The organism is Streptomyces sp. NPDC102514, from assembly GCF_055584525.1.
The window spans coordinates 215826-238290 of the sequence record NZ_JBVJLW010000016.1 but is presented as its reverse complement, the minus strand read 5'-3'; the positions used below and the strand labels follow the sequence as shown (position 1 = coordinate 238290).

Annotated in this window: 18 protein-coding genes; 8 read left to right on the top strand and 10 right to left on the bottom strand. The window is 70.8% G+C overall.

From position 1 onward, the window contains the following. Window positions 1-49: 49 nt before the first annotated feature. The gene (locus ACZ60E_RS34720) at window positions 50-262 is read right to left on the bottom strand and encodes a hypothetical protein (protein WP_384813725.1); all 213 of its coding nucleotides are present in this window, start codon (window positions 260-262) and stop codon (window positions 50-52) included. Window positions 263-380: 118 nt separating this feature from the next. After that, entirely contained in the window at window positions 381-1583 is a 1203-nt protein-coding gene (locus ACZ60E_RS34715) for an ROK family transcriptional regulator (RefSeq protein WP_384813722.1), read from the bottom strand. Between the two features lie 173 nt (window positions 1584-1756). Here ACZ60E_RS34715 and ACZ60E_RS34710 point away from each other — a divergent pair, with 173 nt between their 5' ends. The 4 genes from ACZ60E_RS34710 to ACZ60E_RS34695 are packed head-to-tail and all read left to right on the top strand — an operon-like array spanning window position 1757 to window position 6261. Then, window positions 1757-2722, top strand: coding sequence for a carbohydrate ABC transporter permease (locus tag ACZ60E_RS34710; RefSeq protein ID WP_469445659.1), 966 nt, complete (start codon window positions 1757-1759; stop codon window positions 2720-2722). Window positions 2723-2739: 17 nt separating this feature from the next. Continuing rightward, window positions 2740-3660, top strand: coding sequence for a carbohydrate ABC transporter permease (locus tag ACZ60E_RS34705; protein ID WP_384813717.1), 921 nt, complete (start codon window positions 2740-2742; stop codon window positions 3658-3660). 10 nt (window positions 3661-3670) lie between these two features. Further along, window positions 3671-5020 (top strand): ABC transporter substrate-binding protein, encoded by a 1350-nt coding sequence (locus ACZ60E_RS34700; RefSeq protein ID WP_469445658.1) that lies wholly within the window; start codon window positions 3671-3673, stop codon window positions 5018-5020. A gap of 38 nt (window positions 5021-5058) precedes the next feature. Beyond that, the gene (locus tag ACZ60E_RS34695) at window positions 5059-6261 is read left to right on the top strand and encodes a Gfo/Idh/MocA family protein (protein WP_469445657.1); all 1203 of its coding nucleotides are present in this window, start codon (window positions 5059-5061) and stop codon (window positions 6259-6261) included. Window positions 6262-6309: 48 nt separating this feature from the next. Here the strand turns inward: ACZ60E_RS34695 and ACZ60E_RS34690 are convergent, their stop codons facing one another. After that, window positions 6310-7005 carry a L,D-transpeptidase family protein gene (locus ACZ60E_RS34690; protein ID WP_469445656.1) on the bottom strand — a complete coding sequence of 232 codons (696 nt, stop codon included), beginning with the start codon at window positions 7003-7005 and terminating at the stop codon, window positions 6310-6312. 276 nt (window positions 7006-7281) lie between these two features. Here ACZ60E_RS34690 and ACZ60E_RS34685 point away from each other — a divergent pair, with 276 nt between their 5' ends. Next, window positions 7282-8682 (top strand): pyridoxal phosphate-dependent decarboxylase family protein, encoded by a 1401-nt coding sequence (locus tag ACZ60E_RS34685; protein WP_469445655.1) that lies wholly within the window; start codon window positions 7282-7284, stop codon window positions 8680-8682. Window positions 8683-8785: 103 nt separating this feature from the next. Beyond that, window positions 8786-9748, top strand: a complete 963-nt coding sequence (locus ACZ60E_RS34680; protein WP_469445654.1) for an SGNH/GDSL hydrolase family protein — start codon at window positions 8786-8788, stop codon at window positions 9746-9748. A 56-nt stretch (window positions 9749-9804) separates the two neighbouring features. Here the strand turns inward: ACZ60E_RS34680 and ACZ60E_RS34675 are convergent, their stop codons facing one another. The 6 genes from ACZ60E_RS34675 to ACZ60E_RS34650 form a co-directional block, all read right to left on the bottom strand. Then, the gene (locus ACZ60E_RS34675; protein WP_384813702.1) at window positions 9805-10485 is read right to left on the bottom strand and encodes a TetR/AcrR family transcriptional regulator; all 681 of its coding nucleotides are present in this window, start codon (window positions 10483-10485) and stop codon (window positions 9805-9807) included. Further along, window positions 10452-12467: a CocE/NonD family hydrolase gene (locus tag ACZ60E_RS34670; protein WP_469445652.1), complete on the bottom strand. Its 2016-nt coding sequence runs from the start codon at window positions 12465-12467 to the stop codon at window positions 10452-10454. Before ACZ60E_RS34670 ends, ACZ60E_RS34675 begins: the two co-directional genes overlap by 34 nt. Before the next feature lie 227 nt (window positions 12468-12694). Beyond that, window positions 12695-14491: a dipeptide ABC transporter ATP-binding protein gene (locus ACZ60E_RS34665; protein ID WP_469445650.1), complete on the bottom strand. Its 1797-nt coding sequence runs from the start codon at window positions 14489-14491 to the stop codon at window positions 12695-12697. After that, window positions 14491-15390 carry an ABC transporter permease gene (locus ACZ60E_RS34660; RefSeq protein ID WP_453791712.1) on the bottom strand — a complete coding sequence of 300 codons (900 nt, stop codon included), beginning with the start codon at window positions 15388-15390 and terminating at the stop codon, window positions 14491-14493. The genes ACZ60E_RS34665 and ACZ60E_RS34660 overlap by 1 nt, the downstream gene beginning before the upstream one ends. Next, a complete protein-coding gene (locus tag ACZ60E_RS34655) occupies window positions 15387-16343 on the bottom strand; it encodes an ABC transporter permease (RefSeq protein ID WP_469445649.1) in 957 nt (318 codons plus the stop codon). The genes ACZ60E_RS34660 and ACZ60E_RS34655 overlap by 4 nt, the downstream gene beginning before the upstream one ends. 2 nt (window positions 16344-16345) lie before the next feature. Then, window positions 16346-17929 carry an ABC transporter substrate-binding protein gene (locus tag ACZ60E_RS34650; RefSeq protein WP_469445647.1) on the bottom strand — a complete coding sequence of 528 codons (1584 nt, stop codon included), beginning with the start codon at window positions 17927-17929 and terminating at the stop codon, window positions 16346-16348. A 328-nt stretch (window positions 17930-18257) separates the two neighbouring features. Between ACZ60E_RS34650 and ACZ60E_RS34645 the strand changes: the two genes are divergently transcribed. Further along, window positions 18258-20036 (top strand): ABC transporter ATP-binding protein, encoded by a 1779-nt coding sequence (locus ACZ60E_RS34645; RefSeq protein ID WP_453791710.1) that lies wholly within the window; start codon window positions 18258-18260, stop codon window positions 20034-20036. Between the two features lie 500 nt (window positions 20037-20536). On the opposite strand, the gene ACZ60E_RS34640 is transcribed toward ACZ60E_RS34645, so the two are convergent. Then, window positions 20537-21019 (bottom strand): VOC family protein, encoded by a 483-nt coding sequence (locus ACZ60E_RS34640; RefSeq protein ID WP_469445645.1) that lies wholly within the window; start codon window positions 21017-21019, stop codon window positions 20537-20539. Between the two features lie 142 nt (window positions 21020-21161). Between ACZ60E_RS34640 and ACZ60E_RS34635 the strand changes: the two genes are divergently transcribed. Continuing rightward, window positions 21162-22382, top strand: coding sequence for an epoxide hydrolase family protein (locus tag ACZ60E_RS34635; protein ID WP_469445643.1), 1221 nt, complete (start codon window positions 21162-21164; stop codon window positions 22380-22382). Window positions 22383-22465: the final 83 nt, after the last annotated feature.

The window sequence follows — 22465 nt, the reverse complement described above, 5'->3', positions numbered from 1 at the left end:
CGGGCGGAGCAGCGGGGTCGTCGACAGGGCTCGGAGGCGGACCGGGCGGTCAGGCCGCCTGCGAGGAGTCGGCGTGCGCGTCGGGCCGGGGGGCGGCTGCCGCCCACTCCAGGACCAGTCGTTGGTAGTCCCGCCGCTGCTCACCGCTCAGTGTTCCGCCGGCCCGGAGCCACAGGGCCCGGATCTCTTCGTTGACCTCGGCGGCTGATCTTTGCGTGGCTCCCGGCGCACGACGGTGAGTGGTGGACATAGCGTGAATCATACGGGGCTCTGCGTGAAGACCATGTGAGTGGAGACTGTGATCCTTACCGCCTTCCGGCGGCTGTGACAAGGGCCACGGCGTCAAGACCCCGTATGGCACGGCGGTGTCGGGCGGACCGTCAGACGGAACCGGAGCCAGGGCCGGAGCCGGGCCCGGAGTTGGAGTCGGAGCCCAGGACCAGCGTCTGGATGGCCAGTACGGCGCCGCCGCGCGCCCAGTCGTGGAAGTCGGACACCTTGGTCTCCAGGTTGACCGGGTCTGCCTGCGGATGCCGGTTGGCCAGGACCGCCTGCTCGACCACCGGACCTGCCACGTCGACCAGACCCACGCCCTCACCGGCGAGGAGGATCTTCTCGGGCATGGCGAAGTTGGCGATCTGCGCGACGAGGGTGCCCAGGGCGCGCGCCGCCTCGTCGACGATCCGGGCGGCCATGGGTTCGCCCTCGGCGGCCAGCGCGAGGACCTCGTCGTACGAGACGTCGCGGCCGGTGGCGGCCCGGACCTGGTAGCGGATGCTGGGGATGGTCAGCAGGGAGATGGCGCTGCCGCGCTCGCCCTCGGGTGTGAGCGGGCCGTTCGGGTTCACCATCCAGAAGCGGCCGACCCCTCGTCCGTCCTCGGCGGTCACCACCCGCTTGCCGCCGCTGACCAGGCCGTAGCCGAGGCCCGCGCCGATGGTGAGGACCGCGAACCGGTCGAGGCCGCGGCCGGCGCCGAACCAGCTCTCGGCCTCGACGAGCGCGTTCACGTCGTTCTCGACGACCACGGGCAGGCCGGTGCGCTCCTCCAGGAGGCGTGCCAGGGGGACGTCGTGCCAGCCGAGGAAGGCCGACTCGTCGACGACCGAGCGGTCCGAGGCGCGCCCGCCCAGTCCGATGCCGATCCCGGCGAGGCCCGGGAAGTGCCGGGCGAACTCCTCCGTGACCGCCCGCAGCACCTCCACGACGTGCTGCGGATCGTGGCCGGACAGGGGCAGGTCGTGGCGGGCGACGATATCGCTCCTGAGGGTCGTGACGACCCCGTAGACCATGTCCTCGGTGATCTTGAAGCCGATGAAGGTGCGGGACTCGGCGACGATGTCGAGGGGCTGGGAGGGCCGGCCCTGGCGCACCCCGGCGTCGGGGAGCGCGCTGCCCTCGGGGACCTCGACCAGCAGTCCCGACTCGATGAGCGGCTTGGTGAGCCGGGTCAGGCTGCCCGCGGACAGGTCGAGCCTGCGGGCGATGTCGCTGCGCGACAGGGGGCCGCGGGTGAGGACCTCGATCGCCACGGAGCGCTCACCGGGACTGAGCGGCAGCCAGCTGGCGGCGCGTGCGGTCATGACCGACCCCCTCGTCGTTTCTTTCGGTGCAGAAGTAATCATGCCATCCCAGGCCACGTAAGCCCATCCGATCCAGGAAGAAAAAGTTATGCGCAGACCTCTTGACGGCCGGATTCTTTCGGCCCAAAAGTAAGTAAGGCCCGAGGACGAGCCGCAGACGAGGGAGTCTCCCGATGACCGTCGCCTCAAGCAGCCCACCGTCGCGTCTGTCACCGCGCGACGTCGAGGGGACAGCTCCGAAGCCGAGGAGCGGCAGGAAGCGAGAACGCGACGGCGGCGGTGACGGGGCCCTGGCGGCACTGTTCATCGCGCCGGCCATGCTGGGTTTCCTGGTCTTCCTGCTCTGGCCGACCCTGCGCGGCATCTATCTGAGCTTCACCCGCTTCAATCTGCTGACCCCGGCCGAGTGGGTCGGCCTCGACAACTACCGGCGCATGGTCAACGACCCCATCTTCTGGGACTCGCTGAAGGTCACCGTCGAGTACGTGTTCATCAACATCGGCATCCAGACGGTCTCCGCGCTGGCCATCGCCGTCCTCCTGCAGCGCCTCACCCAGTCCGCGGTGCTGCGAGGGGTCGTGCTCACGCCGTACCTGATGTCGAACGTCGTCGCGGGCATCGTCTGGCTGTGGATGCTCGACACCCAGCTCGGCATCGGCAACGAGATCATCGCGGGCCTGGGCTTCGACCGCATCCCGTTCCTGGCGGACGAGACATGGGCGATCCCGACGATCGCGCTGATCAACGTGTGGCGGCACGTCGGCTACACCGCGCTGCTGCTCTTCGCCGGACTCCAGGCCATCCCGAACGACATGTACGAGGCCGCGAAGGTCGACGGCGCGAGCGAGTGGCGGATGTTCTGGCGCATCACCATGCCGCTGCTGCGGCCGGTGCTGGCGGTGGTGCTGATCATGACGGTGATCGGCTCGTTCCAGGTCTTCGACACGGTGGCGGTGACGACGAACGGCGGTCCCGCGAACGCCACCAACGTGCTCCAGTTCTACATCTACGGCTCGGCGTTCGGCCGCTTCCAGTTCGGCTACGCCTCGGCGATGTCCGTGGCACTCCTGGCCGTGCTCAGCGCGATCACCATCCTCCAGTACCGGCTCACCCGAGCCGGTCAGACCGACCTCGGCTGACGAAGGGAGCGACCGACATGACCGCCGTGACGGCAACGACGACGAAGGTACGGCCGGAGCGCCGAAAGCTCTCTCCCGGGAAGGTCCTGGCCTGGACGGTGATGGCCGCGATGGTCCTCATCACCCTGCTGCCGTTCTACTGGATCCTGCGCACCGCGCTGTCCTCGAACACGGCGCTCGCGGCCCACCCCGGTGACGTGCTGCCCGTGGACCCGACGACCGGTGGTTTCGAGCGGGCGCTGGGCCTGCAGTCCACCGAGGAGGCGATCGCCCAGGGCGGTTCGGGCGGCGGGCTGAAGTTCTGGCGCTATCTGCTCAACTCGGTGATCGTGTCCACCCTGATCACCGTCTGCCAGATCCTCTTCTCCGCCATGGCCGCGTACGCCTTCGCCCGGCTGCGGTGGCGCGGCCGGGACAAGGTGTTCGGGCTGTTCCTGGCCGGGCTGATGGTGCCCACCATCTTCACGCTGCTGCCGAACTTCGTCCTCATCAAGCAACTCGGCCTGGTGGACAGCCTGCTGGGCATCTCCCTGCCGACGATGTTCATGACCCCGTTCGCGGTGTTCTTCATGCGCCAGTTCTTCATGAACGTGCCCCGGGAGGTCGAGGAGGCGGCCCTGCTCGACGGGGCCGGGAAGATCCGGATCTTCTTCCGCGTCATGCTGCCGATGGCGTCCTCGCCCATCCTCACCCTGGGCGTACTGACGTACATCACCTCCTGGAACGACTACTTCTGGCCGCTGATGGTCTCCTACAGCGACAGCTCGCGCGTGCTCACCGTGGCCCTGGCCATCTTCCGGGCGCAGACACCGCAGACCGGCTACGACTGGTCCGGTCTGATGGCGGCGACGCTCATCGCCGCCCTCCCGATGCTCGTGCTCTTCGGCTTCTTCGCGCGCCGCATCGTCAGCACCATCAGCTTCACCGGCATCAAGTAAGGGGACGGGCATGCGAATTCGTACGCGGACGGCCGTGGCACTGACCGGGGCGCTGGCGCTGTCCCTGGTGACGGGCTGCGCGCAGGGCGGAGCCGCCGGGGCAGGCGCGAACACGGTCACGTACTGGCTCTGGGACTCCAACCAGCTGCCCGCCTACCAGGCCTGCGCCAAGGACTTCGAGAAGCAGAACCCGGGCCTGGACGTGAAGATCACACAGATGGGCTGGGCCGACTACTGGACCAAGCTCACCGCGAGCTTCATCGCGGGCACCGAGCCCGACGTGTTCACCGACCACATCCAGAAATTCGGGCAGTTCGCCGACCTGAACGTGCTCGAACCGCTGGACGACCTGGGCATCGACGAGTCCGCCTACCAGCCGGGGCTCGCCGCCAACTGGACCGGCCGGAACGGTCACCGCTACGGCGCCCCGAAGGACTGGGACACCGTCGCCCTCTTCTACAACAAGAAGCTGACCGAGAAGGCCGGGCTGGCCGCCCGGGAGATGGGCGACCTCTCCTGGAACCCGGAGGACGGCGGCACCTTCGAGAAGGCCATCGCGCACCTGACCGTCGACAAGAACGGCAAGCGCGGCGACGAGGAGGGCTTCGACAGGAACAACGTCGAGGTGTACGGACTCGCCACCGGCGGCGCCGGCGACAGCGACGGGCAGACCACCTGGAGCCCGTTCGCCGCCTCGGCGGGCTGGAAGTACACGGACAAGGCGCGCTGGGGCACCGAGTACCAGTACGACAGCAAGACCTTCCAGAAGGTGGTCGACTGGTACTTCGGCCTCGCGAAGAAGGGCTACCTCGCCCCGTTCACCGACTACACCGACGGCGCCAACCCGGCCAACGCCCAGGTCGCCTCCGGCAGGGCGGCGACCGCCTTCGACGGCGCCTGGATGATCTCCACGTACTACGGCACCAAGGGGCTCGACGTCGGTACGGCCGTCACCCCGGCCGGTCCGACCGGCAAGCGCGCCACCATGATGAACGGCCTCGCCGACTCCATCACCAAGAACGCCCACAACATGGCGGGCGCGAAGAAGTGGGTGCGGTACCTGTCCTCCGACGAGTGCCAGCGGGCCGTCGGCGGCTACGGCATCGTCTTCCCCGCGACCCCGGGCGGCACCGAGGCGGCCGTGGCCGCGTACAAGAAGAAGGACATCGACGTGTCCGCCTTCACCGGGCCGGTCGCGGACAAGAAGGACTTCACCACCTTCTCGTTCCCCGTCACCGACTACGCGGCGGACGTGTACGCCCTGATGCGTCCGGCGATGCAGGACGTCTTCGCCAACAACGCCCCGGTGAAGGGCCTGACCAAGACCAACGACCAGATCAACTTCATCCTCGGCCAGTGACCCGGACACAGACCCGGACAGTGAAAGGCACACACTCCATGACGTTCTCCCTCGGCATCGTCGGCGCCGGCCAGTTCTCCGGCCAGTTCGCGAAGCTGTTCCTTGCCCACCCGGGTGTCGGCGACGTGTACGTCACCGATCTGCTGCCGGAGCGCGCCGAGCAACTGGCCGCCGCCGAAGGGCTGGCGGGCACCTTCCCCTCGTACCAGGCGATGCTGGAGTCGGAGGCGGTCGACGCCGTCGCGATCTTCACCCAGCGCTGGACCCACGGCCCGCTGGTGATCCAGGGCCTGAACGCCGGCAAGCACGTCTACTCGGCGGTCCCGATGGCGATCACGCAGGAGGAGATCGCCTCGATCATCGACACGGTACGGGCCACCGGGCTCACCTACATGATGGGTGAGACCAGCCAGTACAACCCGGCGACCGTCCACGCCCGCAACCAGATCGCGGACGGCTCCTTCGGCCGGCTCTTCTACGCCGAGGGCGACTACGTGCACGACATGGACCTCGGGTTCTACGAGGCCTACCAGTACAGCGGCGGCGAGAACTGGAAGGCGACCGCCAGCTATCCCCCGCTGCTCTACCCCACGCACTCGGTGGGCGGGGTCCTCGGGGCGTGGCAGACGCACGCGGTGAGCGTGTCCGCGATCGGCGTCAGGGACGACCGAGGGGACGGGGTCTTCGACGAGGAGATCAGCCAGTTCGGCAACGACTTCTCGAACGCCACCGCGCTGTTCGAGGTCGCGGGCGGCGGCTCGTTCCGCACCAACGAGTTCCGGCGGGTGGGCTACCCCTCGCACATCCGGGAGTCGCGTTTCCGGTTCTTCGGGACGGACGCCAGCATGGAGCAGCTCGCCACGGTGGCCTTCTGGCAGGACAAGAAGGGGGTCAAGGACATCAGCGAACTCCTTGAGCCCAAGCCCACCATGTCCCCCGACGACCCCTCCCTGCAGCACATCGCGCCGGAGCTGCGGGCCGCCTTCACCTCGGGGTCGGCCCCGGTGCACGACCGGTCGCGGCTGCCGAAGGAGTTCGAGAACCTGCACAACGGCCACGAGGGCAGCCACCACTTCCTGGTGGACGACTTCGTGATCGCCGTCAACACCCGCACCCTGCCGTCGGTGAACGCGTGGGTGGCCGCCCGCTACACCCTCCCGGGCATCATCGCCCACGAGTCGGCACGGCAGGGCGGGGCCCGCCTGGAAATCCCGGACTTCGGGGACGCGCCTCAGGCGTGACGTTTCTGTACGGTCCGGCCGTTCCCGGGAACGGCCGGACCGGGCCGGTCAGGTGCCCGGCTTGCGGCCGTACACGTAGACGTCGTCGTTCTTCTTCAGGAGCGACCAGTACTTCTTGGCCGTCGTCTTCGTCATGTTGACGCAGCCGTGCGAGCCGGGCGGGTTCCACATGCTGACGCCGACCGAGTGGAAGGCCTGGCCGCCGTCGAAGAACTGGCTGTAGGGCATGGGCACGTCGTAGATGGACGAGACGTGGTCGATGTGCCGCCAGTAGATCTTCTTCAGGCCGGTACGGGTCTCGTATCCGTTGCGGCCCGTGCGCACCGGCACCGGTCCGTACACGAGGTTCTTGCCGTCCTGGATCCAGCTGAGCTGGAGCGTCAGGTTCACGCAGGCGATACGGCCCTTGTTGACCGGGCATTTGCCGTCTTTGTTCGGGTTCGTCCCGACGGCCTTCTGCTTGGTCATCAGGTCCATCACGCCCCAGGTGATGGAGCCGGCGTAGCCGATGTTCGGGGTGATGCCGTGCTTGGTCTGGAAGGCCTTGATCGCCTTGCAGTCGTTGGCGGACTGCTTGCCGTCGACCGGCCGGCCGAGGAACTTCTCGACCTTCTTCTGGTACGGGCCGCTCGAAGTGGTGCAACTGGCCGCCTGCGCGGGCGTCACGCCCAGTGCGACGGTCAGCGGTACCACCATCCCGGTGATCCCCAGTGCGACGGCTGCCCGTCTGCGCATGTCCCCCATGATCAGGCCTTTCCTCTTCGATTCCGCGTCGGTTCTTCTTCGGTTCTGCTTCGATCCGGTCGATCTCTGCCAGCTAGACACGCGGCACGGGAGATCGGTTGTGGTGCCGGACCGGCTGGAACGAAACGGTGACATGATCTTGAACCGGGTCATTCGGTACGGGACGCTACGCGAGCGAATCCCCCGGCTGCGAGGCGGGGCCGGTTCGCCGGGAGGGGGCCAGTTCTCTGCGATTGGCTCCTGCTGCCCCGTCGGCTGCCCGCCTACGCTGCCGCCATGCATCCCGCACTCGCCGACGATCTCTCCCGGCTTCCCGAACTCCTCCAGTCAGCCCGTGACTTCGCCGCCCGCGAGGTGTCGGAGGTCGCGGCACGGCCCGTGGTCCAGCAGGGCAAGGCGCCGGATCCGCGGCCTCTTCCGGCGGAGGGCGCCGGTGCGGAGGGCGCCCTCACCCGGTTCGCCGAATCGTGGGCGCCCGGCTTCGCCGCCACCGCGGGACCCCGCTATCTCGGCTTCGTGACCGGCGGCGCGACCCCGGCCGCGGTCACCGGGGACTGGCTGACCAGCGCCTACGACCAGAACGCCGCCGGCGGGGACGGTTCCTCGGCGGCGGCCCTGGAGCGGGAGACGCTGGGCTGGCTGCGGGAGCTGTTCGGCCTCGGCGAGGCACACAGCGGCGCCTTCGTGACGGGCGCGACCATGTCGAACACCGTCGGTCTCGCCCTGGCGCGCGAGTGGCTGGGCGACCGCAAGGGGATCCGCGTGTCCGAGGCGGGCGCCGCCGCGCTCGGCCCGGTCGACGTGCTCTCCGGCAGCCCGCACTCCAGCATCCCCAAGGCCCTGTCCGTCCTGGGCATCGGCCGCGACCGGCTGCGTACGGTGCCGGTGCTGCCCGGCGGCCGGGAGGCGGTCGACGTGGCACGGCTGGCCGAGGCGCTCGAAGCGCTGGACGGACGCCCGGCCGTCGTCGTGGCCAACGCGGGCACGGTGAACACGGTCGACTTCGACGATCTGCGGGCGATCGCGGGACTCAAGGAGCGGTACGACTTCTGGCTGCACGTGGACGCCGCCTTCGGCGGGTTCGCCGCGCTGTCCCCCGAGCACGCGCACCTGACCGACGGCATCGACGCCGCCGACTCGGTCTGCGTCGATCTGCACAAGTGGCTCAACGTCCCGTACGACGCGGCCGTTCAGTTCACCCGCCACCGGGAACTGCAGGTGCGGGTCTTCCACAACGCGTCGCCGTACCTCGGACTGCCCACCGGGGAGCCCGACTTCGTGCATCTCACACCGGAGAACTCGCGTCGGCTGCGCGCACTGCCGGCCTGGTTCTCGCTCGCCGCGTACGGCCGTGAGGGGCATCGCGAGATCGTCGAGCGGAACGTGGCCGAGGCCCGGCGGCTCGGCGAGGGGATCGCGCGCGTACCGGGGCTGCGCCTGCTCGCGCCGGTCCGGCTGAACGTCGTCTGCTTCACCCTCGCCGGGTCCGCCACCGAGGAGCGGGTGCACGCGCTGGGCCGGGCGGTCGCCGAGTCCGGCGAGGCGTTCCTGACGCCGACCTTCCTCGACGGGACCCATGCGCTGCGGGCCGCGTTCAGCAACTGGCGGACGTCCGCGGCCGACACGGACCGGGTGCTCGCGGCCGTGACGCGGGCGGCCGGCGCACCGGAGGCCTGAACAACGGGGTCCCGGCAGGCGCCGGCCGCCCCAGCTCTTCCGCCTTGCGGCCCCCTGTGCTTGTCTAGGGGCCGTTTTCGGTGGCTGGGGCGGGAGTTGCCGTATGAGCAGGCCGTGGACCGGTGGAGTGCTGGCGGGATTACTGCTGCTCACCGCGTGCGGAGATCCCTCGTCGGGGCCCGAGACCGCGTCCACGCCCTCGTCCCCCACCACCGCCTCGACCACGCACCGGCGCCCGGCCGCCACGCCCGCGGCGAGCAGCGGAGCCGACACCGGAGGGGCCGGCACCCGGAAGCCCGACACCGAGGGAGCACCCGCCGAGCGCCCCACCGTCCTCTACCTCGGCGACTCCCTCGCCATGGAGAACCAGAAGGTCCTCGGCGGACTCCTGCGGGACGAGGAGAGCGCGCGCTACACCAGTGCCCCGTACTCCGGGACCACGCTGTGCGACTACCTGGAGGGCAGCGGCGAGGACTCCCTCGTCCCGCCGAAGGACAAGGCCGCAGCCCTGGTGCGCCGGCTGCGGCCGGACTTCGTGGTGCTCCAGTTCTGGGGCAACGCGTGGGGCTACACGCCCTGCATGGACGGCATCACGTACGACAAGCAGCGGGACAGGTACTTCGCGCGCTACACCGCGGACGCCGGGCGGCTGACGGACCAGATCGCGAACGCCGCAACCGGATCGAAGATCGTCTGGGTGCTCCAGGGCCCCGACCCGATCACTCCCGACCGGGTCCGGCGAGTCAACGCCGTGTACGAGCGGCAGGCGCGGGCCTCCGGCGATCTGCTCGCGGACGCCGGAAAGGCGGTGAGCGCGGCCTCGGCCCGCTACACCTGGACCCAGTACCTGCCGTGCACCGCGTACGAGCGTGAGCACGGCGCGTACTGCACCCAGCCGGGCAGTGGCCGCACCGCACTGCACCGCGACGACGACTACCTGCACTTCTGCCTGGCACCCACCACGTCGACGCCCAAGCCCTGCCCGGTCCGCTCCCCCGGCATCCTGCGCATCACCCGGGCGATCAGCCAGGCGATCGGCCGGGCCGTGGCCGCGCCTGCGGGCTGAAGAGCAGGGCACCGGACTCGGGTACCGGAGTCAGGTACCGGCCTCGGGCACCGGCCTCAGCGTCCGCCGGTTCCCAGTTCCGTCTCCACCAGCCGGTACATGTGCCGGCGCGCGTCCTCCGTGCTCAGCGGCGGTGCCTGCCGCAGCCGCTGCAGGGCCAGGCCGTCGGAGAGGGCGGCGAAGCGGACGGTGAACCCGGCCGGGTCGGCGCAGACGAACTCGCCGTCGGCGACGCCCCGTTCGACCAGGGCGCGGATCTGGCCGTGCCAGTCCTCGTACCGTTGGGCCTGGCCGCCGGCGAAGGCCTGTTCGGGGTCCTGGTCCCGGTCGCCCGCGCTCCAGTAGTCGAACCACATCCGCCAGTGCCGGTCGGTGTCCTCCGTGAACAGCGCGTCGATCAGCAGCCGCAGCGCCTCGGCGCCGCCGGACGCCTCCTCGGCGGCCTCGTTCAGTGCCGCGTAGTAGCGCTCGATGTTCAGCACCATGGCCTCGGACAGGATCTCCTGGACCGAGCCGAAGTGATAGGTGACCGTGCCCACCGACACCCCGGCCGCGGCGGCGACGTCCCGTACGCCCACGGACGCGTAGCCGCGCTCGGCGATGAGCGGGACGGCCGCCTCCACGATGAGCCGACGGCGGACCTCGGTGGGCTGACGCGTGCGGTCGGCCGCGGCGACCGCACGGCGGGGCGTCTTCGCGGCCTTCACGCGGACGTCCTCGGGGTGGTGCGGTGCCATGCGCGCTTGACCACTGTCTCTCCGTCCGACCGTGCTTCCATCCGGCTGTCCATGATGAACTCCGTGGCCGTGGCCCGCAGCTCCGTACGCGTGATGATCTCAGCGTCCCAGTCGTCGCCGCGCCGCAGCCGGATCGCCCACTCGGAGACCGCTCGCGCGGACAGGGGGTCGTCGGAGCGGATGCGGTACGTCTCGCGGGCGCTCTCCTCGTAGCGCAGCCCGTCCGGATAGACCCGGGAGCCGCCGTAGTTGGGGTCGACCTCCAGCGTCCACTCCCCCTTGGCGACGTCGTGCGTGACCAGCCGCTCCGGCCCCGGATCGGCGGCCCGCTCGTGCTCGACGGCCAGCGGCACGGCCTGCTCGGGCTCCTCGAAACGGATGGGTGCGCGGCCCTCGTCGGACGCGGGGTCCCGCACGGGGAGGAGTACGGCGCTCTCGGCGGGCAGCACGGTCAGCTCACCGCGCTCGCCGTGCGGCCACACCCAGGGCCAGTAGGTGTCGGAGACGGCGACCCTGACACGGTGTCCGGGCGGGAAGGCGTACCCGACACCATTGAGCTCGAACTCCACCGTCTCGTACGTCCCCGGGGTCCACTCCTCGGCCCGGTCGCGCCCGTGCCTGCTGAGCAGGTTGAGGACACCGCGGGTGACCAGCGTGGACGAGCCGTCGGGGGCCACGTCGCAGATCCGGGCGATGACATGGGCGCGGGGTGTCGTGCTGTCGAGGCGGAGCCGGACGCGCGGGCGGCCGAGGATCTCCACCCGCTCGGGCAACGGCTCCGAGTCGAAGCACACCGAACGGCCGTCCTCCTCCCGCTGGTCGGGCGGCAGATCGCTCGCGTTGCCGAACGGGAAGAACCGGCCGGCGTCGAGCCCGGTGTGCTGGGGCGAGCGTACGAGGACGGGGGCGGCGCCCCGCCCCAGGGGCCGCGCGTCCCAACTGACGTTCGGGGAAGGCCAGTCGGACTCGCCGACCCATCGTCCCGGCATCACGTCGTACGAAGTGGACGGCGGGACCGGGTCGTTGAGCCAGGCGCGCAGCAACGGCTCGCGCATGACGCCGGTGTCCTCGTCCTTCAGGTGCTGGTCCCACCAGCGCAGGGTCTCCTGGAGGAAGCCGATCGCGGGGCCGGGTGGCAGACCGCGGTCCGGGTACTGGTGCGACCAGGGTCCGACCAGCCCGCGTACGCGGTCGTCGGGCAGGTGCTCCACGAGGCGCAGCACGGTGTCCCGGTACGGGTCGTTCCAGCCGCCGACGGCGAGGACCGCCGCGTCGATCGCCGCGTAGTCCTCGCAGACGCTGCCGTGCTTCCAGTAGTCGTCGCGCTGCTGGTGGGCCAGCCAGGTGTGCAGAAAGGGTTCGAGGGCTTCGAGGCGTTCGCGCCACATCGGCAGCCAGCGGTCCGCGCCCACGCTGGTGGGGTCCGGCGGGCGGGAGGCGAACGCGAGCATCGTCCCCGCCCAGGCGAGCATGTCCACGCCGAGGACCGCGCCGCCCATGTAGTGCACGTCGTTGTCGTAGCGGTCGTCCGTCGAGCAGACGGTGACGATGGCCTTGAGGGGTTCGGGGGCGAGGGCGGCGATCTGAAGGGCGTTGAAGCCGCCCCAGGAGATGCCGAACATGCCGACCTTGCCGGTGCACCAGGGCTGCTCGGCCAGCCAGTTGACGACGTCCACGCCGTCCGCGAGTTCCTGGGCGTCGTACTCGTCGCCGGGGGTGCCCTCGCTGTCGCCGTGGCCCCGGATGTCCACGCGGACGGAGGCGTAGCCGTGGCCCGCGTACCAGGGGTGGCGTTGGGCGTCCCTGGGGGCCGTCCAGTCGGTCTTGCGGTAGGGGAGGTATTCGAGGAGGGCGGGGACGGGGGCCGTTTCGGCGTCCGTGGGGCGCCAGATGCGGGCGTGCAGGGGGGTGTGTCCGTCCCTGGTGGGGATCCACACGTCCTCGACCATGACCTGCCGGTCGAAGTGCTCGCGGTATTTCAACTTCTTGGCTCCTTGTGTTGCTCGGGCACAGATGCGGTGTTCTCGCCCCCGCCGCCCCTACCCGTTCCCGTCCACGCATGGGGGCTGCGCCCCCTCGCCCCCTTTGTCCTCAAACGCCGGACGGGCTAGGGATCAGCCTCTCCGGCGTTTGAGGAGCGGGGGTTCGGGGGCTGGCCCCCGAGTCAGTGACGGGAACGGGTAGGGGCGGCGGGGGCGAGAAAAGTCCGTTACCCCACCGCCCGCCACCGCCGCACCCGATGCCCCCGGACAGGGGCGAGCCCGTCGTGGGCGACCCACAGGTCGCCGGGTTCCGCCGCGTCCACCCACTCCGGCAACGGCCCCACAACGAACCGCGCCTCCGGATCGGGTTCCAGCACCGCCGCCATCAGCTGACGCGTGTACGGATGTCCGGGCGAGGAGAAGACCGAGTCCGTCGGCCCCTCCTCCACCACCACACCCCGCCACAGCACCACCACCCGATCCGCGATCCCCCGCACGACGGCCAGGTCGTGGCTGATGAACAGGCACGCGAGCTCCCGCTCCCGCCGCAGATCGTCGAGCAGCCGCAGCACGTCGGCCTGCACGGACACGTCCAGTGCCGTCGTGATCTCGTCCGCGATGAGTACGTCCGGCTCACCCGCCAGCGCCCGCGCGATCCCGATCCGCTGCCGCTGCCCGCCGGAGAGCTGCGCGGGCAGCCGTTCGGCGAGGGCGGGGTCGAGGCGTACGTCGGAGATGAGCTGCCGGGCCCGTACCGCGGTCTCGGCGCGGGAGTCCGTCGTGCCGAAGAACCGCAGTGGCCGCCGCACCGCGTCCCCGACGGAGCGGCGCGGGTTGAGGGAGGTGTCGGCGTTCTGGAAGACGAGCTGGACCCGCCGCCGCAGCGCCGCAGGCCGCTTCCCGGCGGGCCGGGCGAGGTCACCGGAGCCGGAATCCGAACCGGAGCCGGAGCCAGATCTGGTACCGGTACCGGAGCCGGAGCCGTGCGTCATCGTGCCGCCGGACGGCGTCCGCAGCCCCGCCAGCGCCCAGGCGAGCGTGGACTTCCCGCTCCCCGACTCCCCGACCAGCGCGAGGACTTCCCCCCGCCGGACGTCGAAGGAGACACCGTCCACGGCACGACTGGACCCGTAGTCGATCGTGACGTCCCGGGCGGCGACGGCGACGGGAGCCTCCTCGGGGATCACCGCCCGGGGCCGCACCTCCCGCTCGCCCTCCTCGCCGACGCGCGCGAGCCCTTCGTCGTCTAGGCGGGGCACGCTGGCCAACAGGCGTCTGGTGTACGGGTCCTGGGGCATCGCGAAGAGCCGGCCCGTCGCAGCCGCCTCCACGATCCGGCCGGACCTGAGCACCACCACCTCGTCGGCCATGTGCGCGACGACGCCGAGGTCGTGGCTCACCAGGACGGCGGACAGGCCGAGTTCGTCGCGCAGTGTGCCGATCAGGTCGAGGACACCGCGCTGGGTGACGACGTCGAGTCCGGTCGTCGGTTCGTCGAGGACGAGGACCTTGGGGCGGGCCGCGACGGCCATGGCGATGGCGACGCGCTGCTGCTGGCCGCCGGAGAGTTCGTGCGGGTAGCGGCGGGCGAGTTCGGCGGGGCGGGGCAGGCGGACCTGTTCGAGGAGGTCCACCACGGGTATGTCACCGCCGGCCTCCGCGATCTGGCGTCCGATGCGCATGGAGGGGGTCAGGGCGTGGCCCGCGTTCTGCGCGACCATGGCGACCGTGCCGCCCCGCAGCCGCCTCAACTCCCTTGCGGGCAGGGCGAACACGTCGGCGCCGTCGACCCGTACCGAGCCGTCCGTCACCCGCGAGCCGTGCCGCAGATGCCCGAGCAGCGTGGCCGCGACGGTCGACTTGCCGCTTCCCGACTCGCCGACCAGGGCGAGGGTCCGGCCCGGCAGTACCTCCAGGGACACCTCGCTCACCACCGGTATGTCACGGCCGCCCGAACGGTAGGCCACGGACAGCGAGTTCACGGACACCAGCGATGTCGTCGAAACGACGGCGGCGGCAGTCATCAGGACCCCTCCCTGATCCGGTCGACGCCCCATGCCTTGGAGAGGCCGTCGGCCGCGAGGTTGAGCCCCACCACGAGTGTGGCCAGGGCGATGATCGGTGCGAGGCTCGCCATCGGGACGACGGTGATGGCGGTGCGGTTCTCGGCCACCATCAGGCCCCAGTCGGGCGTCGGCGGGTCGGCGCCGAAGCCGAGGAAGGACAGTGACGAGATCAGCAGCACGACCCAGGAGGCCCGCATGGCGAACTCGACGCACACCACGTCGGTGATGTTCGGCAGGATCTCCCGGCGCAGGATCGCCCAGGTGCTCTCGCCGCGGGCCCGTGCCGCGGTCACGTAGTCGGCGGGTGCGACCGCGAGCGCGGCGCCCCGGACGACGCGTACGACCTGGGGCACGTACACGACGGCGATGGCGAGGACGATGACCGACGGGCCCGTGCCCAGTGCGGTGACGACGACCAGCAGGGCGAGCACCGACGGGATGGAGAGCACCGCGTCGAGCACCCGGCCCAGCACGTCGTCGAACCAGCCGCCCCGCAGGGCCGCGGCGCAGCCGACGACCGTGCCGATCAGGAGGGTGACGAGGGTCGCGGCGACGGAGACGCCGATCGCGTACCGGCCGCCGTACAGGACGCGGGCCAGGACGTCACGGCCGTACTGGTCCGTGCCCGCCCAGTGGCTCCCGCTGGGGCCGAGGAGCGCCTGGTCGGCGTTGTTGGCGATGGGATCGTACGAGGTGAGGACCGGTGCGAGCAGGGCGATGAGGACGTGGACGGCGACGATCGCGAGGCCGATGGAGGCTGCCCGTGAGGAGCGGACGGTGCGCCAGGCGCGGGCCACGGCGGACGGTGGCGCGGCGGGGGCCGCGGGTGTGTCCGCCGGGGTGTCGAGGGTGGTCATCGGGTCCTCCCGCGCGTACGGAGCTTGGGGTTGAGTGCCATGGCGCCGAGGTCGGCGGCCAGGTTGCAGACGACGTACACGACCGCGCTGATCAGGGCGATGGCCTGGATGACGGGCAGGTCCCGGTTCTGGACGGAGGAGAGCATCAGCTTTCCGATGCCGGGGTAGTTGAAGACGTTCTCGACGACGGCGACTCCGCCCGCGAGCCAGGCGACGTTCAGGGCGATGACGTGCAGGGTCGGCAGCAGGGCGCTCGGCAGCGCGTGCCGGGTGACGACCCGCCAGGTCGAGAGTCCCTTGAGGCGGGCCGTGGTGACGTACTCGCTCGCCATGACGTCGATGACCGAGGTGCGGGCCATCCGGACGATGTAGGCGGCCATGACGATCGCGAGGGCGAGGGCGGGCAGCCAGACGGCGGGCATGAGCTGGCCGACGGTCGCCTCGGGGCCGTACAGGACGACCGCCGGGAACAGGGGGAGGGCGACCGAGAAGCAGAGGACGAGCACGGTGGCGACGACGAACTCGGGGACGCTCATCCCGACCAGGCTGACCGTGGAGATGAGGTGGTCCGGCCAGCGGTCGCGGTAGAGGCCGGCGAGGATGCCGAGGACGATCGAGCCGGTGACGGCGAACAGGACGGTCACCAGGGCGATGAGCGCGGAGTTGCCGAGGTACATGCCGACTTCGCCGCCCACCGCTTTGCCGGAGACGAGGGAGAGTCCGAAGTCGCCGTGCACGGCGCCGCCGATCCAGTCGGCGTACCGCTCCCAGGCGGGCTGGTCGAGTCTGAGTTTTTCGCGCAGGGCGGCGACCGCGTCGGGGGTGGCGTCCTTGCCGAGGACCTGGGTGGCGACGTCGCCGGGCAGTGCCTGGACGGCGAGGAAGACGAGGACGGAGGAGAGGACGAGGGTGCCGAGGGCGGCGAGGACGCGGCGGGCGATGAACGAGAGCATGGTCAGGCTCCCTTCAGGCCGATGCCGAGGTAGTCGAACTCGAAGCCGTGCTCGGCGTATCCGCGTACCTTCCGCGAGATGCCGACGAGCCGGTCGGCGAACATCGGGGTCATCGCCCCGCCCTTCTCGACGACGAAGGTCTGCGCCTCGCCGTACAGTTCGCGCCGCCGCTCGTCGTCGGTCTCCTGCCGGGCCCGGTCGAGCAGCGCGTCGAACGCCTTGTCCGACCAGGCGGTCTCGTTGTAGGAGGAACCGCCGCGGAAGACCTGCGTGAACAGCTGGTCGACGGGTCTGCCGGTGTACCAGTAGGTGGCCATGAGCGGCTTCTTCATCCAGATCTGCGTGTAGTACGAGTCCGCCGAGGCCGTCTTCACCCGCACCCGGATACCGGCCCGCTTGGCCGAGTCCTGGTAGGCGAGGGCCATGGGCGTGAACACCGGGTCGTACGAGGAGGTGTAGAGGTCGACCGTCAGGCCCTCGTGGCCCGCCTTCTTCAGCAGGTGGCGGGCCTGTTCCGGGTCGTGCTCGGGATGGGTCGCGAGGTGGGCGGGGTCGCTCGGCGGTACGGGGTTGTCCCAGCCGGGCGTGCCCGCGCCCTGGAGGGCGACCTTCACCACGTGCTCGGGGTCGTAGGCCAGTTTCATCGCCTGCCGGACCCGTACGTCGGTGAAGGGCTTCTCCGTGGTGAGCATCGGCAGCACGTACCACTGGGCGTTCTCGACGCGGGCGATCGTCGCGCGGTCGGACGCGGCGACGACGCGCGCGGTCGCGAAGTCCAGGTTGGTCTGCGAGAGGAGGTCGACCTGGCCCGCGAGCAGGGCGTTCGAGCGGGCCGACATGTCGGCGACGGAGTAGAAGTCGATGGCGTCCAGGACCGGGCGGCCCGCCCAGTGGTCCGTGAACGCGGTGATCCGGCCGGGCCCCGCGGGTGCGAAGGACTCCAGCTTGAAGGGGCCCGTGCCGATGCCGATGCGGCCGATACCGCGGGCGCTGCCGTCGGGGATGACGTAACAGTTGTAGTGCGTGAGCAGGCTCGGGAACTCCGCGTTGGGGGTCTTCAGCGGTACGACGAGCGTGTGGGCGTCGGGGGTTCGCAGCTTCGCCGGGTCGATGAGCGGGGCGAGGACGGCGGCCTGCGGGGACGCCGTCGCCTTGTCGAGGATGTGGCGCAGGGTGTACGCGGCGTCGGCGGAGGTGAGGGCGTGGCCGTCGTGGAACGTGACGCCCTTGCGGAGGCGGAAGGTCCAGGTACGGGCCTTGGCGTCCGGCTCCCAGGACTCGGCGAGGTCGGGGGCGAGATCGCCGTCCGTGCCGATGCGGACCAGCCGGTTGTAGAGGGCCCCGAGGTATTCGTACGCCGACAGGGCGCTCGCCGGGTCCAGGGTCTCGGCCTCGGAGGCGGGCGGCCTGGCGATGCGGAGGGTTCCGCCGCGGTCGGGGGTGCCCGCCTTCGCGCCTTTGGGCAGAGCGGGGGCGGCCGAGGCGCCCGTGCAGCCGGTGAGCAGCCAGGACGCACCGAGCGACGCGCTGCCCGCGGCTGCCGCGGCAAGGACGGAACGCCGTCCCGGGTGATGGATGTCGGGCATGGGCCGACCGTCCCTCTCGCTATGCGTTCGCTATTCGTTCAGCGGAACGATTGAGTGAAGTGCGTGAACGATAACCAGCCGGAAGTGGTCCGCCAACCCTCGGAACGCGGAAATTTACGTCGGAAACCGAGCCGTTACCTGGCCTGAAGCGGCCGGAGGAGGCCGGTGGGGGCCGGACGCCGGCGGACAGGTGATCGTGGAGCGGCGGGTGCGGGTGATCGCGGGGCGGCCGGTGAGGGGTATCGCGGGGCGGTGGGTGTAGGTGATCGGGAGATGGGGAGAAAGCGCTTGCTCCGTATTCGCCACTCCCTGGGGAGGGACGGCCCGCATGGCCTCGTGGGAGAAACCGCTCGACCACCGCTACCGCGGCGAGCACCCGGTCCGCACCCTCGTCTATCTGTTCCGGGCCGACCGGTGGAAGCTCGCCGCCGCGTTCGCCGTCTTCACCGTCAAGCACAGTCCGGTCTGGCTGCTGCCCCTGATCACCGCGACCATCATCGACACGGTCGTGCGGCACGGACCGATCGCCGACCTCTGGCTCAGCGCCGGAGTCATCCTGGCGATCCTGGTCGTCAACATGCCGCTGCACCTGCTGTACGTGCGGCTGCTCTACGGCAGTGTGCGCCGCATGGGCACGGCCCTGCGCTCCGCGCTGTGCACCCGTATGCAGCACCTCTCCATCGGCTACCACTCACGCGTCAGCGCGGGCGTCCTCCAGGCGAAGGTCGTCCGTGACGTGGAGACGGTCGAGCAGATGGTCCAGCAGACCGCCGAGACGGGGCTCGGCGCGGTCACCGTGCTCACCGGCGGGCTCATCATCATCGCCGTGCGCACACCCGAGTTCGTCCCCGTGTTCCTGTGCGTGGTGCCGGTCGCGGCGCTGCTCGTGGCGCGGCTGCGGGGCCGGTTGCGCGTCCACAACGAGGACTTCCGGCACGAGGTCGAGCAACTGTCCTCGCGGGTCACGGAGATGACCCGGCTCATCTCGGTCACCCGGGCGCACGGCCTGGAGGGCAAGGCCCTGCGGCGTATGGACGGCACGCTGCACAAGGTCCTGACCTCGGGCCTGCGGCTCGACCTCCTCAACGGCCGCTTCGCCTCCCTGGCCTGGGTGTTCCTGAACATGATCGGGGTCGTCTTCCTCACCGCGGCCGCGCTGGTCGCGTACTACGGCGTGTGGGCCGTCTCCCCCGGTGACGTCGTCATGCTCAGCGCGTTCCTCACCACCCTCACCAACTCCACGACCACGCTGGCGGGGCTGACCCCGGTCATCACCAAGGGCCTGGAGTCCGTACGGTCCGTCGGCGAGGTGCTGCAGGCCCCCGAACTGGAGGACAACGAGGGCCGGGCGCGGCTCGAATCGCTGCGCGGGGCGGTCGAGTTCGAGGGCGTGGGCTACGCGTACGAGGACGCGGACCGGCCCGCCGTACGGGACTTCAGCCTCTCCGTCGCGCCGGGCGAGACGATCGCGCTCGTCGGCGCGTCGGGCGCGGGCAAGTCCACGGTGCTCAGTCTCGTCATCGGGTTCATCCGGCCGACGTCGGGGCGGGTGCTGCTCGACGGGGCCGACATGAACACCCTGGACCTGCGGACCTACCGGCGCTTCGTGTCGGTGGTGCCGCAGGAGTCGATCCTGTTCGACGGAACCGTGCGGGAGAACGTCGCGTACGGCATGGACGACGCGGACGCCGACGAGGCGACCGTGCGCGCGGCGCTGCGGGACGCCAACGCGCTGGAGTTCGTGGACCGGCTGCCGCGGGGGCTCGACACGGTGGTGGGCGAGCACGGGGCGCGGCTGTCGGGCGGTCAGCGGCAGCGCCTCGCCATCGCGCGCGCCCTCATCCGCAATCCGCGCGTCCTGATCCTCGACGAGGCGACGTCCGCGCTGGACACGCGGTCAGAGGCGCTGGTCCAGCAGGCCCTGGCCCGTCTGGTGCACGGGCGCACGACCTTCGTGGTGGCGCACCGCCTGTCGACGATCCGGGGTGCGGACCGGATCGTGGTGATGGGGGACGGCGCGGTCCGGGAGATCGGATCGCACGAGGAACTGATGTCCCGGGCGGGCGCGTACACGGCACTGCACGGCGGCAGCGGCCTGCCGGCCTGAACGCCGGGTGGGGGGCGGCGGCCGGACCGAGGGAGCGGCCGGGTCCACCCCTCTGTCCGGGCCCGCGGGGCCGACCGGGCCCGGGGGTTGGACGTCGGCCGTCGCACGGCATGTACCGCACGTGCCGTACGTGCCGTACGTGCCGTACGTGCCGGACAGCTGCCGTCGCGGCGGACATGCCGGGAGGCCGCCGCGGTGCCGGACCCACCGGCCGGCGACCTCCGCGCCGCACGTCCCGGACGGCCACCACCGCCTCGCACGTCCCGGACGCGACCTGCGCGCCGCGCCTGCCGGACGGCCACCCGGCAGGACGTGTCGAAAGCGGCCGTCGCGCCGGGCCTGCCGGCCGGCGGCCCGCACGCCGCACGGCCCGAGCGTTCACCGCCGTGCCTGACGTGCGGGAGGCCGCCCGCCGTTGTGCCGGACCGCCGCCGTCCTGCGGTGGCGGGCGCCTCCCCGGCGGACGCCCCCCCTGATGGGCGCCCCGCCCAGGCGGGCGCTCACTCCCCGGCGTACGCCTTCTCCAGGGCGGCGAGGTCGAGCTTGTGCATCTTGAGCATCGCCGCCATGGCGCGGCCCGCCTTCTGCTGGTCCGAGTCGCTGATCATCTCGGTCAGCCTGGTCGGCACGACCTGCCAGGAGAGGCCGAACCTGTCCTTCACCCAGCCGCAGGGGCCCTGCTCGCCGCCGCCCTCGATGAGCGCGTTCGAGTAGAAGTCGACCTCGGTCTGGTCCGCGCAGTCGATCGTGAACGAGATGGCCTCGGTGAACTTGAACTGCGGTCCGCCGTTCAGCCCGACGAACCTCTGGCCGTTGGCCACGAAGTCGACGGTGACGACGGAACCGGCGGGGCCGGGACCGGCCTCCGTGGCGCGGACCGTCCTCCCCAGTTCGGAGTTCTTGAAGAGCGACACGTAGAAGTTCGCGGCCTCCTCGGCCTTGCCGTCGAACCAGAGACACGTGGTGAATCCGTCGGTGCTCATGAGTACCTCCTGGAGCGGAGCGGGAACGCTGTCATCTGTACCGACCGGCCCCCGACGGAAAACTCATCGGTGGCGCGCAGGCTTTTCCAGCCGCTTCTTATGCACAGGACCGATCTCCACGACCGAACTAGCATGGGCCGCCATGATCTCCCCGCACGACGACAGCGTTCAGCCCGGCAGCCGGCTCCGTCCCTTCCGTATCGACATTCCCCAGGCCGACCTCGACGATCTGCACGCGCGCCTGGATCTCACGCGGTGGCCGGACGAGCTGCCGGGGGTGGGCTGGGCGTACGGGGTTCCGCGGGCGTATCTCAAGGAGCTGGCGGAGTACTGGCGGCACTCCTACGACTGGCGGGCGGCGGAGGCCCGGCTCAACGCGTGGCCGCAGTTCACGACGGTCGTCGACGGGGCCGACCTGCACTTCGCGCACATCCGCTCGCCGGAGCCCGACGCGACCCCGCTGATCGTCACCCACGGCTGGCCCGGCTCGATCGCGGAGTTCCTGGACGTCGTGGGCCCGTTGACCGATCCGCGCGCCCACGGCGGTGATCCCGCCGACGCCTTCCACCTGGTGGTGCCGAGCATCCCCGGGTTCGGTCTGTCGGGGCCCACGCGCGACACCGGCTGGGAGTACCGCCGTATCGCCGCCGCGTTCGCCGTGCTGATGGACCGGCTCGGCTACCGGCACTTCGGTGCGCAGGGCGGCGACTGGGGCGCGGCGATCTCCCGCGAGCTGGGCCGCACCCACCCCGACCGGGTGATCGGCGTCCATCTGAACCTGCTGCCCGGCGCCCAGGCCACCACCGAGCCGACCGCCGGGGAACTGGCGGCGCTGAGCCCCCGGGAACGCGAACGCACCCTCGCCTCCTGGCGGCGCCACCAGGAGTGGTCCCGCGAACGACAGGGTTACGCCGACATCCAGTCGACCCGGCCGCAGACCCTCGCCTACGGGCTCACGGACTCGCCCGTCGGCCAACTCGCCTGGATCGTCGAGAAGTTCAAGGAGTGGACGGACTCGGACACATATCCCGAGGACGCGGTCGACCGGGACCAGCTGCTCACGAACGTGATGCTGTACTGGCTGACGGGCACGGCGGGTTCGTCCGCGCGGGTCTACTACGAGCGCGCCCACGCCGTCGGCGGGAACGCGCTCGCGCAGCCGTCGACCGCGCCGACCGCGCTCGCCGTCTTCCCCCGTGACAACTTCATCCCGCTGCGCCACCACGCGGACCGCACGAACGACATCGTGCGCTGGACGGAGTTCGACCGGGGCGGACACTTCGCGGCGATGGAGCAGCCGGACCTGCTCGTCGGGGACGTACGGGCGTTCTTCCGCCAGGTGCGGGGCGACGGCGCGCGGTGATGCGGGCCTAGGGCCTGTCTGACAATTCCCGTCTGCCGGGCGACGACGGGAATTGTCAGACAGGCCCTAGCGGACCCGCCCGC

What these genes read in the sequence shown, in the direction of transcription:
- ACZ60E_RS34720 (WP_384813725.1), bottom strand. Translation starts at nt 262, where the DNA reads ATGATTCACGCTATGTCCACCACTCACCGTCGTGCGCCGGGAGCCACG.
- ACZ60E_RS34715 (WP_384813722.1), bottom strand. Translation starts at nt 1,583, where the DNA reads ATGACCGCACGCGCCGCCAGCTGGCTGCCGCTCAGTCCCGGTGAGCGC.
- ACZ60E_RS34710 (WP_469445659.1), top strand. Translation starts at nt 1,757, where the DNA reads ATGACCGTCGCCTCAAGCAGCCCACCGTCGCGTCTGTCACCGCGCGAC.
- ACZ60E_RS34705 (WP_384813717.1), top strand. Translation starts at nt 2,740, where the DNA reads ATGACCGCCGTGACGGCAACGACGACGAAGGTACGGCCGGAGCGCCGA.
- ACZ60E_RS34700 (WP_469445658.1), top strand. Translation starts at nt 3,671, where the DNA reads ATGCGAATTCGTACGCGGACGGCCGTGGCACTGACCGGGGCGCTGGCG.
- ACZ60E_RS34695 (WP_469445657.1), top strand. Translation starts at nt 5,059, where the DNA reads ATGACGTTCTCCCTCGGCATCGTCGGCGCCGGCCAGTTCTCCGGCCAG.
- ACZ60E_RS34690 (WP_469445656.1), bottom strand. Translation starts at nt 7,005, where the DNA reads ATGGGGGACATGCGCAGACGGGCAGCCGTCGCACTGGGGATCACCGGG.
- ACZ60E_RS34685 (WP_469445655.1), top strand. Translation starts at nt 7,282, where the DNA reads ATGCATCCCGCACTCGCCGACGATCTCTCCCGGCTTCCCGAACTCCTC.
- ACZ60E_RS34680 (WP_469445654.1), top strand. Translation starts at nt 8,786, where the DNA reads ATGAGCAGGCCGTGGACCGGTGGAGTGCTGGCGGGATTACTGCTGCTC.
- ACZ60E_RS34675 (WP_384813702.1), bottom strand. Translation starts at nt 10,485, where the DNA reads ATGGCACCGCACCACCCCGAGGACGTCCGCGTGAAGGCCGCGAAGACG.
- ACZ60E_RS34665 (WP_469445650.1), bottom strand. Translation starts at nt 14,491, where the DNA reads ATGACTGCCGCCGCCGTCGTTTCGACGACATCGCTGGTGTCCGTGAAC.
- ACZ60E_RS34660 (WP_453791712.1), bottom strand. Translation starts at nt 15,390, where the DNA reads ATGACCACCCTCGACACCCCGGCGGACACACCCGCGGCCCCCGCCGCG.
- ACZ60E_RS34655 (WP_469445649.1), bottom strand. Translation starts at nt 16,343, where the DNA reads ATGCTCTCGTTCATCGCCCGCCGCGTCCTCGCCGCCCTCGGCACCCTC.
- ACZ60E_RS34650 (WP_469445647.1), bottom strand. Translation starts at nt 17,929, where the DNA reads ATGCCCGACATCCATCACCCGGGACGGCGTTCCGTCCTTGCCGCGGCA.
- ACZ60E_RS34645 (WP_453791710.1), top strand. Translation starts at nt 18,258, where the DNA reads ATGGCCTCGTGGGAGAAACCGCTCGACCACCGCTACCGCGGCGAGCAC.
- ACZ60E_RS34640 (WP_469445645.1), bottom strand. Translation starts at nt 21,019, where the DNA reads ATGAGCACCGACGGATTCACCACGTGTCTCTGGTTCGACGGCAAGGCC.
- ACZ60E_RS34635 (WP_469445643.1), top strand. Translation starts at nt 21,162, where the DNA reads ATGATCTCCCCGCACGACGACAGCGTTCAGCCCGGCAGCCGGCTCCGT.